Annotated in this window: 12 protein-coding genes; 7 read left to right on the forward strand and 5 right to left on the reverse strand. The window is 59.8% G+C overall.

Going from position 1 to position 12,388, the window contains the following annotated elements; genetic code table 11:
• Positions 1–49 precede the first annotated feature (49 nt).
• Genes BFL40_RS00665 through BFL40_RS00675 form a run of 3 tightly spaced genes read right to left on the reverse strand, consistent with a single transcriptional unit; the run spans position 50 to position 3,593 of the window.
• The gene (locus BFL40_RS00665) at positions 50–322 is read right to left on the reverse strand and encodes an oxidative damage protection protein (RefSeq protein ID WP_071482597.1); all 273 of its coding nucleotides are present in this window, start codon (positions 320–322) and stop codon (positions 50–52) included.
• Positions 319–1,386: an A/G-specific adenine glycosylase gene (mutY, locus tag BFL40_RS00670; protein ID WP_071482598.1), complete on the reverse strand. Its 1,068-nt coding sequence runs from the start codon at positions 1,384–1,386 to the stop codon at positions 319–321. Before mutY ends, BFL40_RS00665 begins: the two co-directional genes overlap by 4 nt.
• Positions 1,383–3,593, reverse strand: coding sequence for an AsmA family protein (locus BFL40_RS00675; protein ID WP_071482599.1), 2,211 nt, complete (start codon positions 3,591–3,593; stop codon positions 1,383–1,385). Before BFL40_RS00675 ends, mutY begins: the two co-directional genes overlap by 4 nt.
• A gap of 325 nt (positions 3,594–3,918) precedes the next feature.
• On the opposite strand from BFL40_RS00675, the gene BFL40_RS00680 reads away from it, so the two are divergent.
• The 7 genes from BFL40_RS00680 (at position 3,919) to BFL40_RS00710 (ending at position 9,718) form a co-directional block, all read left to right on the forward strand.
• Complete coding sequence (locus tag BFL40_RS00680) at positions 3,919–5,580, forward strand: OFA family MFS transporter (RefSeq protein ID WP_071482600.1); 1,662 nt, start codon at positions 3,919–3,921, stop codon at positions 5,578–5,580.
• Between the two features lie 268 nt (positions 5,581–5,848).
• The gene (gene hisB, locus BFL40_RS00685; protein ID WP_003218037.1) at positions 5,849–6,442 is read left to right on the forward strand and encodes an imidazoleglycerol-phosphate dehydratase HisB; all 594 of its coding nucleotides are present in this window, start codon (positions 5,849–5,851) and stop codon (positions 6,440–6,442) included.
• Complete coding sequence (hisH, locus tag BFL40_RS00690) at positions 6,442–7,080, forward strand: imidazole glycerol phosphate synthase subunit HisH (protein WP_071482601.1); 639 nt, start codon at positions 6,442–6,444, stop codon at positions 7,078–7,080. The genes hisB and hisH overlap by 1 nt, the downstream gene beginning before the upstream one ends.
• Entirely contained in the window at positions 7,081–7,338 is a 258-nt protein-coding gene (locus tag BFL40_RS00695) for a DUF2164 domain-containing protein (RefSeq protein ID WP_071482602.1), read from the forward strand.
• A gap of 39 nt (positions 7,339–7,377) precedes the next feature.
• The gene (hisA, locus tag BFL40_RS00700) at positions 7,378–8,115 is read left to right on the forward strand and encodes a 1-(5-phosphoribosyl)-5-[(5-phosphoribosylamino)methylideneamino]imidazole-4-carboxamide isomerase (RefSeq protein ID WP_029295899.1); all 738 of its coding nucleotides are present in this window, start codon (positions 7,378–7,380) and stop codon (positions 8,113–8,115) included.
• A 10-nt stretch (positions 8,116–8,125) separates the two neighbouring features.
• A complete protein-coding gene (gene hisF, locus BFL40_RS00705) occupies positions 8,126–8,896 on the forward strand; it encodes an imidazole glycerol phosphate synthase subunit HisF (RefSeq protein WP_003171107.1) in 771 nt (256 codons plus the stop codon).
• 66 nt (positions 8,897–8,962) lie between these two features.
• The gene (locus BFL40_RS00710; protein WP_071482603.1) at positions 8,963–9,718 is read left to right on the forward strand and encodes a substrate-binding periplasmic protein; all 756 of its coding nucleotides are present in this window, start codon (positions 8,963–8,965) and stop codon (positions 9,716–9,718) included.
• On the opposite strand, the gene BFL40_RS00715 is transcribed toward BFL40_RS00710, so the two are convergent.
• Both BFL40_RS00715 and BFL40_RS00720 read right to left on the reverse strand, forming a co-directional pair.
• Entirely contained in the window at positions 9,671–10,963 is a 1,293-nt protein-coding gene (locus tag BFL40_RS00715; protein ID WP_071482604.1) for a Vps62-related protein, read from the reverse strand. The two genes, BFL40_RS00710 and BFL40_RS00715, sit on opposite strands and share 48 nt — an antisense overlap.
• Before the next feature lie 63 nt (positions 10,964–11,026).
• Positions 11,027–12,358 (reverse strand): Vps62-related protein, encoded by a 1,332-nt coding sequence (locus tag BFL40_RS00720; RefSeq protein WP_256254330.1) that lies wholly within the window; start codon positions 12,356–12,358, stop codon positions 11,027–11,029.
• Positions 12,359–12,388 lie beyond the last annotated feature (30 nt).

A 12,388-nucleotide genomic window follows, 5' to 3' on the forward strand; every position in this document is an offset into this window, starting at 1 on the left:
ATATTTAATTATTACCGTCGCTTACGTGCCGACCCCGGATTTTGATCAATTATTGAGCAGGCGGCACGTAGCCGTCAGCCTTGGCGTAATCCTCGCCGGAAAAGAACTTGTCCATCTCGCCTTGAAGATATTTACGGTCTTCGGCGTTCATCATGTTCAGGCGCTTTTCGTTGATCAGCAGGGTCTGGTGTTTTTGCCAGTCGGCCCAGGCCTTGGCGGAGACGTGATCGAAAATGTCCTGGCCCTTGGCACCCGGGAACGGGGCACGCTCCAGGGCGGGTAATTCTTCGTGGTATTTGCGGCACATGATGGTGCGGGTCATGACAAAACTCCTGCGTTCAATACATCGGCCGCGCGCTTCAGCAGTTTTTTCACCGGGGCGGCAAGGCCCAGGCGCGGCGGGGTGGCGAGGTTATACCAGAGCCAGTCGGCCTCGGCCACGTGATGGGCGGATTCCTCGACGTGCACCAGCCAGGGTTCGATAGCCAGTTGGAAGTGGCTGAAGGTGTGGATCAGCCCAGGCAGTTCCTGGTGCTTGCCCAGTTCCAGCGCGTGCTGGTCGGCCAAGTGTTCCAGGTCTTGCAGGTCGTCCAGTTCCGGCAGGCTCCACAAACCGCCCCACAGGCCCGTAGAAGGGCGGCGATAAAGCAGAATTTCGCCCTCTGCATTGGCCAGCAGCGGCATCAGCGTGCGCTTCTGCGGGATGGTTTTACGCGGCTTGGGGATCGGGTAGCGCGTCTCCAGGCCGAGCATATGGGCTTCGCAGCCTTTTTCCAGTGGGCACAGCAGGCAGCTGGGCTTGCTGCGCGTGCAGAGCGTGGCGCCCATGTCCATCATCGCCTGGGTGTAGGCGTTGACGCGGTCGTGAGGCGTAAAGCGCTCTGCAGTGGCCCACAGCTGCTTGGCGACCTTGGGTTCGCCCGGGTAACCCTCTTGCGCCGTAAAGCGTGCCAGCACGCGCTTGACGTTGCCATCGAGGATCGGCGCACGCAGGCCCATGCTCAGGCTGGCAATCGCACCGGCGGTGGAAAGGCCAATGCCGGGCAGCTCGGTGAGTTTTTCGACATCCCTGGGAAACTCGCCAGCGTATTCGGCGACGACAATCTTGGCGGTTTTCTGCAGGTTGCGCGCGCGGGTGTAGTAACCCAGGCCCGTCCACAGGTGCAGCACTTCGTCTTCCGGCGCGGCGGCCAGGGCTTCGACCGTTGGCAGGGAGGCCATGAAACGGTCGAAGTAATTGAGCACGGTGCTGACCTGGGTCTGTTGCAGCATGATCTCCGAGACCCACACCCGGTAAGGCGTGATGCCCTGTTGCCAGGGCAGGTCATGGCGACCGTGGCGGTCGTACCAGTCCAGCACCGCCTGTGAAAACTGCTCGTTTCTCATCGTTTAAACAGGCCTTTCAGAGCGTCTTTGAGCTGCGGGTTGACCTTGTCGAGCTTCTCTTCAAGTTTCTCGCTGAGCTTGTTGCCGGCCGCCTTGATTGCGACCTGGGTCAAGCCGTCCTTGTCCAGGCGGCAGGCCTTGGCGCCCAGCTCCAGCGGGCCACGGCAGCGCAGCGGCACTTCGATGCCCTGGAAGTTGGAGCCGACTTGGCAGGCCGGGTCCGGCACATCGCGTTGGTCGCCTTCGACGATGATGCCGACGCGATAATCCATGCCCAGCACGCGCAGGTCGACGTCACCATTGCCGTTGACCGTCAGGCCCGGAATGCGCACTTTCAGGTCAGGGTTGCTGGCCACGCCGTTACGGAAAGTCAGGTTGCCGCGCAGTTCCTGGAATGGCGTGTCTTTGCCTTGCGGCGTGCTGCTCAGGGTTTTGCGGTTGAGCAGGGCGATGCCGGTACACAGTTGTTGTTCAAGGTTGGCGTTGAGCAACATGCCGTTGTTGATCACGAAGCTCGCCGTGCCATTGAGGCTGTCGATCAGCGCTTTTTGGCTGTTGCCACGGCCGCTGAGGTTGCTGTCCAGAGTGATCTGGCCTTTCACCGGCGGGTTTTGCCCCTGGGCTTGCAGGATGCGTTCAACCGGCACTTGCTTGATGTGGCTTTGCAGCGCTAGCACCGGGATGTCCTGGCGTACATCGAGCGTGCCGTTGGCCTGGAACGTACCGTTGTAGAGACCGCCACTCAGGGTGTCGAGCTTGAGCTGGCCGTCGATGCCGGATGCTTTCAGTGCAGCATTCTGGATCGGCAGCTTGCTCAGGGTCAGTTGGCCAAAGGCCAGGTCGGCGTCTATATCGAGCGTGCGCAGGCGGGTCAATGGCAGCAGTTTGTCGGTGCTCCACGCGCCTTTGGTGGGGGCGTCCGGCAGCGGTGTAGTGCCACCGGCGGCCATGGCACCCATTTCGCTGTTCTGTACTTCGGCCTGGCGGGCAGCGGCTGCACCTTTGGCGGATTCGGACTTGGCCGGCAGGTAATTGTCGGCGTTGAAAGTGTCGCCTTTGAGCTGTACGCGCAGGGATTGCTTGGCGAAATCATCCACCGCGACGCGACCGGTGAAGGTGCTGCCATCAAGCTTCAGGTTCAGGTCTTCCAGAGCAACGCTGGTGGGCGTGCCCTTGAGTCGGCTGACCAACTCGACCTTGCTCAGGCTGCCCTCGGCCATGGCCGGCAGCGGGTGGCCGACGCTGTCGAGAAACTTGGCCAGGTCAAACTGGGCGATGGACAAGGCGCCGCTGATTTGCGGGGTTTTGTTCAGGTCGTTGACCTTCAGCTCGCCCAACGCACGCAGTTGGTTGGCGGAGAGTTTCAGGTTGGTCCATTCGGCGATGTTGGCCGCCAGGTCCACCAGCAGTTGACCTTGTGTGGAAAAGCTCACGGTCTTGTCTTGCAGTGGCTCGCCAGTGACTTCGCCACTGAGCTTCATGTCTTCGAACTGATAGCGCTTGAGGGCGCGCTGGATGCGCAGGTTGCCGTTGAGCTCGGCCTTGACGCGCATCAGCGGCTGGTTGCTGCCGAAGAATGCGGTGAGTTTCAGCGGAATGCTGGCGCCTTCGTGTACTGCGCCGGCGCTCAGTTGGATGCTTTCGGCACTGAACTGCTTGCCGGTCTGCTCATCGTTGTATTCGACGCGGGCGTTGTTGATGGTCAGGCTGTCGATGTCCAGGCGGATCGGCTTTGGCGGCTTTTCAGGCTCCTCGGCGGCAGGCTGCTCCACCGGGGCGGGGGCATCGACGCTCGCCACGGGGGCGATCTTGCCGATGTCTTCCCAGTCACCGTGACCTTGCTTGTCGCGGTTCAGGCGCAGGTTCAGGCCTTCTACACGTACGTCGCTCATCTGTACTTCACGGCGCAGCAGCGGCAAAACACGCACCGACAGGCCGAGCATCTGCAGGTCGGCGAAGGGCTTGGTCGGATTGGTCAGGGTCGCCACGCTGGCTTCGTGCAATTCCAGGCCAAGCCAGGGGAACAGGCTCCAGCCGATATCGCCATTGAGCGTCAGCTCGATGTGGGCCTTGTCGCGGGCAATCTGGCGGATCTCGTCTTTGTAATCGTTGGGATCGAAGAGGTGGGTCAGGGCAAAGCCCAGGGCCACAATGATCAGCAACAGCCCGAGAAGTACCAGACCCAGGATTTTGCCGAACGCTTTCATGGGCGAGTCCTTGTATGTCGATTTCAAAAATTAGCCGCAGAGTATAACGCCCGACGGCTTACGTCAGTTCACGCATCGTTACATTGTATCTAGCCGCGGCAAAACGGGATTTTGGCGTCAAACAAACCAGATTGCGCGAAAAAGGTGATATCAGTTTGGTTTTTCTGTCATCCACTGGTGCTAATCTGCGCACGTTCGTCTGTCGTCTGCGACACAACGTCGCGTTTAAAGGAGCTTTACTCAACAACAACGGCCAACGCTTTGCGTGCAAGGCCGAGGGAGAGAGCGCCTGACGGACACATACTAATAACTGGGGGAAACACCAATGAGCACTAGCACTGCGGCAGGTATTAGCGCCGCACAGCCTGCGTTCCTGTCCAAGGAGCGCATCATCGCCAAGCCGGGGTTCAACCGCTGGCTGGTTCCACCGGCCGCCCTGGCCATCCACCTGTGCATCGGCATGGCCTACGGTTTCTCGGTGTTTTGGCTGCCGCTGTCCAAAGCGTTGGGTATCACGTCACCGGTCGCCTGCGCGCCGGACATGAGCTTCATCGCGCAAATCTTCTCGTCCCAATGCGACTGGCCCATCTCCATGCTGGGCTGGATCTACACCCTGTTCTTCATTTTCCTGGGCTGCTCGGCAGCGATCTGGGGTGGCTGGCTGGAACATGCCGGGCCACGTAAGGCTGGCGTTGTATCGGCGTTGTGCTGGTGCGGCGGCCTACTGATCTCGGCGTTGGGTATCTATACCCACCAGATTTGGCTGATGTGGATCGGCTCCGGCGTCATTGGCGGTATTGGCCTGGGCCTGGGCTATATCTCGCCCGTGTCGACCCTGATCAAGTGGTTCCCGGACAAGCGTGGCATGGCTACCGGCATGGCGATCATGGGCTTCGGTGGCGGCGCGATGGTGGGTGCTCCCCTGGCTGCAGCGCTGATGGGGCATTTCGCCTCGCCGACCAGCGTGGGCGTGTGGCAGAGTTTCGCGGTCATGGCCGTGATCTACTTCGTGTTCATGATCGGTGGTGCACTGTCGTACCGCGTTCCGCCGACCGGCTGGAAGCCTGAGGGCTGGACCGCCCCGGCGAAAAAAGCCAGCAACGCGATGATCACCCATCGTCATGTCCACGTGAACGTGGCCTGGAAAACCCCGCAATTCCGCCTGGTATGGCTGGTGTTGTGCCTGAACGTCTCCGCCGGTATCGGCATCCTCGGCATGGCTTCGCCGCTGCTGCAGGAAGTGTTCGGTGGCAAGTTGCTGGGTAATGGCCTGACGTTTGGCCAACTGGATGCCGGTCAACTGGCCTCCATTGCGGCCATCGCCGCAGGCTTCACCGGCTTGTTGAGCTTGTTCAACATCGGTGGCCGGTTCTTCTGGGCGTCGTTTTCCGATTACCTGGGTCGTAAAAACACTTACTTTGTGTTCTTCGCGCTGGGCTTTGCCTTGTATGCGCTGATCCCGAACCTGGGGCACCTGGGCAACGTGGCGCTGTTCGTGGCGGCGTTCTGCATCATCCTGTCGATGTACGGCGGTGGTTTTGCGACCGTTCCGGCTTACCTGGCCGACCTGTTCGGCACCCAGATGGTTGGCGCGATCCATGGTCGCCTGCTGACCGCATGGGCGGCGGCGGGCGTATTGGGCCCGGTGTTGGTGAACTACTTGCGTGAGTATCAGCTGAGCATCGGCGTTGAACGCGCTGCGGCTTACGACATCACCTTGTACATCCTCGCAGGCCTGCTGGTACTGGGTTTCATCTGCAACCTGCTGGTTCGCCCGGTGGCCGACAAGTACTTCATGACCGACGCAGAATTGGCCGCTGAACAAGCGCTGGGCCATGACAAAGGCGCTGATGCCTCCACTTCTCTGGAGTGGAAAGCAGCGTCCGGTAGCGTGCCGTTGGCGGTCGCAGCCTGGCTGGTGGTGGGTATTCCGTTGGCGTGGGGTGTGTGGGTGACCCTGCAGAAGACGGCAGTGCTGTTCCACTAACTCCGTACTGATCGTTCCCACGCTCCTGCGTGGGAATGCCTCCCGTGACGCTCTGCGTCACCCTTGCGCTAGGCTTGAACCTTGCGATGTGACTGGGACGCAGAGCGTCCCTGGTGGCACTCCCACGCAGAGCGTGGGAGCGATCTTTGTGCACCATGCTGGGGCGCCTGAATCAACTCGTCAGTCTTATCCCCTCCGATGTTTCTGTTTAGCGCCCGCGCCCCTATAATGGCTGCCTTTTTCGCCCAATGATTTTGCGGAGCTGGTGATGGCCGAACGTAAGGCGTCCGTCGAGCGCGACACTCTGGAAACCCAGATCAAAGCCTCGATCAACCTGGATGGCACCGGAAAGGCCCGATTTGATATCGGTGTACCTTTTCTTGAGCACATGCTGGACCAGATCGCCCGTCACGGGCTGATCGACCTGGATATCGTCAGCAAGGGCGACCTGCATATCGACGACCACCACACGGTGGAAGACGTAGGCATCACCCTCGGCCAGGCTTTTGCCAAGGCCATCGGCGACAAAAAAGGCATCCGTCGCTACGGCCACGCCTATGTCCCGCTGGACGAGGCACTGTCGCGTGTAGTTATCGACTTCTCCGGCCGCCCTGGCTTGCAGATGCACGTGCCCTACACCCGCGCCACCGTGGGCGGCTTCGACGTCGACCTGTTCCAGGAATTCTTCCAGGGCTTTGTTAACCACGCACTCGTCAGTCTGCACATCGACAACCTGCGCGGCACCAACACCCACCACCAGATCGAGACCGTGTTCAAGGCTTTCGGCCGCGCGCTGCGCATGGCCGTGGAGCTTGATGACCGCATGGCCGGGCAAATGCCATCGACCAAGGGCGTCTTGTAATGCAGACGGTCGCGGTTATCGATTACGGCATGGGTAACCTGCACTCGGTGGCCAAGGCCCTCGAGCACGTAGGTGCCGGTAAGGTGTTGATCACCAGCGATGCCAAGGTGATTCGCGAAGCCGACCGGGTGGTGTTTCCCGGCGTTGGTGCGATTCGCGATTGCATGGCCGAAATCCGCCGCCTGGGCTTTGACAGCCTGGTGCGTGAAGTCAGCCAGGATCGCCCCTTCCTCGGCATCTGCGTAGGCATGCAAGCCTTGCTCGACAGCAGTGAAGAGAACGACGGCGTTGATTGCATCGGCCTCTTCCCTGGCCAGGTGAAGTTCTTCGGCAAGGACCTGCATGAAGACGGTGCCCACCTGAAAGTCCCGCACATGGGCTGGAACGAAGTCCGTCAGACCGTGGATCACCCGCTGTGGCACAACGTGCCGGACATGGCGCGTTTCTATTTCGTACACAGCTACTACATCGCCGCCGGTAACCCGCGCCAGGTGGTGGGTGGCGGGCACTACGGCGTCGACTTCGCCGCCGCGCTGGCCGAAGGTTCGCGCTTTGCCGTGCAGTTCCACCCGGAGAAGAGCCATACCCATGGCCTGCAATTGCTGCAGAACTTCGCCGCCTGGGATGGGCGTTGGTAAATGACCAAGAAGCCGAAATTGCCGGTCTTGAACCTCACGCCCGAACAGGAGAGTGAGGCTACCCTCAAGATCAAGCGTTTCATGGAGGACCGTTTCGAGCTCAAGCTGGGCTCGTTCGAGGTCGCCGAGATTCTTGAGCTGTTTACTACCGAAGTTGCGCCGCACTATTACAACAAGGCGATTTTCGACACGCAGACGCTCCTTAAAGAAAGGTTCGAAAGCATCGAAAGCGACTTGTGGTCGCTTGAGAAACCCTGATTTCCCAAGCATTGCTGAATATCGAATAAGGTTTGCCAGATGCTGATTATCCCCGCTATCGATCTCAAGGACGGCGCTTGTGTCCGCCTGCGCCAAGGCCGCATGGAAGATTCCACCGTGTTCTCCGATGACCCGGTGAGCATGGCTGCCAAATGGGTGGAGGGTGGTTGCCGTCGTCTGCATCTGGTGGACTTGAACGGCGCCTTCGAAGGCCAGCCGGTCAATGGCGAGGTGGTCACTGCGATCGCCAAGCGCTACCCGAACCTGCCGATCCAGATCGGCGGCGGTATCCGCTCCCTGGAAACCATCGAGCATTACGTCAAAGCCGGCGTGAGCTACGTGATCATCGGCACCAAGGCTGTGAAAGACCCGGCCTTCGTTGCCGAAGCCTGCCGCGCGTTCCCGGGCAAAGTGATCGTAGGCCTGGACGCTAAAGACGGTTTCGTCGCCACCGACGGTTGGGCTGAAATCAGCACCATCCAAGTGATCGACCTGGCCAAGCAGTTCGAAGCCGACGGTGTGTCCGCCATCGTTTATACCGACATTGCCAAAGACGGCATGATGCAGGGCTGCAACGTACCGTTCACCGCTGCGTTGGCTGCCGCTACCAAAATTCCAGTGATCGCCTCCGGCGGTATTCACAACCTGGGCGACATCAAGTCGCTGCTGGACGCCAAGGCCCCCGGCATCATCGGCGCCATCACCGGCCGCGCGATCTACGAAGGGACCCTGGACGTCGCTGAAGCCCAGGCTTACTGCGACGCCTACAACGGCTGAGGAACTGACCATGGCGCTGGCCAAACGCATCATCCCTTGCCTGGACGTCGACAACGGTCGCGTGGTCAAGGGCGTCAAGTTTGAGAACATCCGTGACGCCGGCGACCCGGTGGAAATCGCCCGTCGCTACGATGAGCAAGGTGCCGACGAGATTACCTTTCTCGACATCACCGCCAGCGTCGACGGCCGCGACACCACGCTGCATACCGTCGAACGCATGGCCAGCCAAGTGTTTATCCCGCTGACCGTGGGCGGTGGCGTGCGCACTGTGCAAGACATTCGCAACCTGCTCAATGCCGGCGCGGACAAGGTTTCGATCAACACCGCTGCGGTGTTCAACCCGGAATTCGTCGGCGAAGCCGCGCAGCACTTTGGCTCGCAATGCATCGTGGTCGCCATCGACGCCAAGAAAGTCTCCGGCCCGGGTGAAACCCCGCGTTGGGAGATCTTCACCCACGGCGGTCGCAAGCCGACCGGCCTGGATGCGGTGGAGTGGGCGATGAAGATGGAGGGTTTGGGCGCCGGTGAAATCCTGCTGACCAGCATGGACCAGGACGGCATGAAAAATGGCTTCGACCTGGGCGTCACCCGCGCCATCAGCGATGCACTGGGTATTCCGGTGATCGCTTCCGGCGGCGTTGGTAACCTGCAACACTTGGCCGACGGCGTGATCGAAGGCCACGCCAGCGCGGTGCTGGCGGCGAGTATTTTCCACTTTGGCGAATACACCGTTCCCGAGGCCAAGGCCTACATGGCGGCGCGCGGTATCGTCGTTCGCTAAACGCTGCTGGACACCATGGCGGGCGCGCGGCACTCTCTGCGCTTGCCATGGATTCCGGTAGCCTTCATGTTCAAGACCTTGTTGCTCGCCCTCGCCAGTGCCTCCGTGCTTATGGTCGGTACTGCCCACGCCGAAGAACCGTCCGAAGCCTCCCTTGTGTTGCTGACGGAAAACTTCCCGCCCTACAACATGGCGAAAAACGGCAAGAACTTCGCTAAGGACGAGAACATCGAAGGCATCGCCGTGGACATCGTGCGCGAGACCTTCAAGCGTGCCGGTGTTTCCTACAACCTGACCCTGCGTTTTCCTTGGGAACGAATCTACAAACTCGCCCTGGAAAAACCTGGCTATGGTGTGTTCGTGATGGCGCGTTTACCGGATCGCGAAGCGTTGTTCAAATGGGTCGGCCCCATCGGTCCGGACGATTGGGTGATGCTGGCCAAGGCCGACAGCAAGATTCAACTGGACGACCTCGAGCACGCCCGCCGCTACAAGATCGGCGCCTATAAGGGCGATGCCATTGCCGAGACCCTCGAGAAGCAGGGCCTCAACCCGGTCATTGCGCTACGTGACCAGGACAATGCGCAAAAGCTGGTGGATGGCCAGATAGATTTGTGGGCGACCGGTGATCCGGCGGGCCGCTATCTGGCACGCCAAGTCGGCGTGACCCAGCTCAAGACGGTCCTGCGTTTCAACAGTGCCCAGTTGTACCTGGCCCTGAACAAAGACGTGCCGGATGAAGTGGTGACCAAGCTTCAGGCGGCACTCGATCAGTTACGGGGTGAGGGTGTTGTCGATCAAATCATGGCTCGTTACCTCTAGCTCAGGCTCTGCTTGAGGGCGTTCTACCGGTTGATGCGCCTCATCGGCTAGTGGCTCAGCGTTTGGAGACTCGCTCATATAAACGTGATCGCCATTGTTGTAGCAGACGGCGCCTGACACTTGGCTGCCGTCCTGGCGCAACAGGCGGTATTCACTTTGCAGAAGGTAAGCCGCAACGGCTTTCTTCGGCGGAACGTAAGTGATGATTTCCAGCGGCGAGGAATGGCTCCAGCCTTTCGCCGAGCGTTGGGTGTGTGTGAAGTCACGACCCAAGTGCGCCGAAAAATTCAACGCGAAGGCGTGTTCGCTCACAGGCCACTCGTTGCACAGGTCGATGCTGGTATTAGCTGCCAGAGCTTTGGCATGTCCTCCTATTTCGCCTTTAGTGGCGGTCCACATGAACGGCTGACTGGTCGCTTCGGTGTTATGCCCGAAGCCTGTGAAAAGGTGACGATCCATGCGCTCCAGCCGATAAGTGGGCGAAGACTGAAACTGTTCGATCGCAGTCAGTTCCGGGTCTTTTACACAGAACCACGGCAGTTCGCACACCTGGATCGTGGGGGTGGTTTCATCAAGGGTTGGGCTTTCATGCCCGGTGAGGGCGGGCGGTGGTGGCAGGTCGCTGAATTGCGCTGACAGCGTCAGGCGTAGCGAATAGACCGCAAGGCTTGGCTTGGCGTAGCTGTCACTGCCGATGAACGTGCCGGGGGCCAGGTAGAGTTCGCCAACTGATGCATCGGGAGGGGTAATCGACCAGGCGCTCAAATCGTTGGCGGAGCCGCTACCTTTATCGTTCCAGATCAGTTCGCCCGCTTGAGCCGTCACCACCAGGTCTTCTCGTACACAGCGCACAGCATGGCGCGAGGGTTTGTCGTAGTTCATGCCGTACACCAGCCCCATCGCCACATAGCCTTCTGGCGGTATCGGGCGCCAGATGGACGCGTTGCTTCGCGCGCCCGTTCCTTCATCCTGCCACACCAAGTGGTAATCGACCGGCGGACGCAGGGCCGTGCCATTGACCTTATTCGTGTCGCTGACGACTGCGACGATCTTGTCATGGTTGATATTGCGATAGTGATCCACCGCAATATCACCCAAGGAGTAAAACGGGCTCAGTTCATCGGATGCAGTGCTCGGCCTCCAGAGGCCGACGGCTTTGTGCGCGCCGGACCCCTTGTCGTTCCACAGAGGTAGAAACTCGCTGGTAAAGCTGATGAGCAGGTCGTTGAATTGCAGAGGCTTCATGGAGGGCTCTCCAGTTGATTGGAGCATCAACTATCGAGTAGTTCGTCTGGCGCAGAGCGGTAGTTATATAGCGGGTGGGCGTGGGGCCTGTGTTGGCGTTTTACTTGCGCCACGTAAAGCCTGGTCGGGCAAGGGTGTACAGGTGACCGTGCACTCGCGGGTGGGTGGGTATTCGCTCCAGTACACACTGTCGCCGTCGGTGTAGCTGACGTCAGAAGCGACCTGAGTACCGTTGTGTCGCAGCAGTCGGTAGTCACTCTGGATCAGGTAAACCGCCACAGCTTTGTTTGCCGGGACTGCGGCGGCAATTTCGAACGCGGTTGACGTGGTCCATCCATTCGACGACGTTTCGGTATGCGTCAGGCTCTTGCTCAACTTGGCTGAGAATTTTATCGAGGAGCCTAACAGTGAAAACTGCCATTCTCCGCCGACTTCGATCGCGGTGGTGTTGGTGAGGGTCGTCGAATTTGCGCCGTTTTCTCCTCGGGTGGCAGTCCATTTAAAGGTCTGGTTAACCGAAGTCTGGTTATGCCCGAACCCGACCAACACGTACCGGTCCGAGCGCTCCAACCGATAGGTGGGCGATGTGCGCAACTGTTCGATCGGGTGCAAATTAGGGTCTTTTACCGTAAACCAGGCAATCTCGCAGGTGTGTGTGAGGTGGGCGGCCTCGAACGGCGAGGGTTGCCGATAGCCAGGGAGTGCGGGGGCGGGTGGTGCGTTGCTGACAGTCTGTTGTATCTGCATGCGCAATGAGTAAGCGGCAATATGGGTTGTGGGCTTGGTGTAACTGTCGGCACCCACAAACGTACCTGCCGAAAAATACGCTTCCCCTGAAGCGGCGCCTGGCGGGGCAATGTTCCAGGCGCTGAAGTCCTTGAGGGCACCGCTGCCTTTGTCGTTCCAGACCAGATCGCTGATGTAGGAAGCGATGACCAAGTCAGCTCTGACACAGCGGATGGCATTGCGCGACGGCTTGTCATGACCGATGCCGCACACCAGACCAAGCGCGACGTACCCTTGGGGCGGAATAGGGCGCCATATGGAGCCGTCGGCATAGGCGTTTGAGCCTGAGTCTTTCCACACAAGGTCGTATTCAACGGGCGCACTGAGAGCCCTTTGCAGCCCGACAACGTGTGTTTCGCTGACAACAGCGACAATACGGTGTTTGTTGACGTTGTCGTAGCCGCCAACCACCAAGTCCCCGAGGGGGAAAAAGTCATTGAGAAAGTCTGAGGACGGGACGGGGCGCCAGAAACTGACCGGGTTTTCACTGCCCGCGCCTTTGTCGTTCCAGAGCGGGCTGAACTCGGTGGTGAAGTTGATCAGTAGGTTTGAATAGCGGATTGATTCCATGGCAAAGCGAGTCCTGAATGGGTGAACCGTAAGGGCCAACTATTCAGGAACGTGCGTGCCGAGAAGGGT

This window comes from Pseudomonas costantinii (assembly GCF_001870435.1).
GTDB lineage: Bacteria > Pseudomonadota > Gammaproteobacteria > Pseudomonadales > Pseudomonadaceae > Aquipseudomonas > Aquipseudomonas costantinii.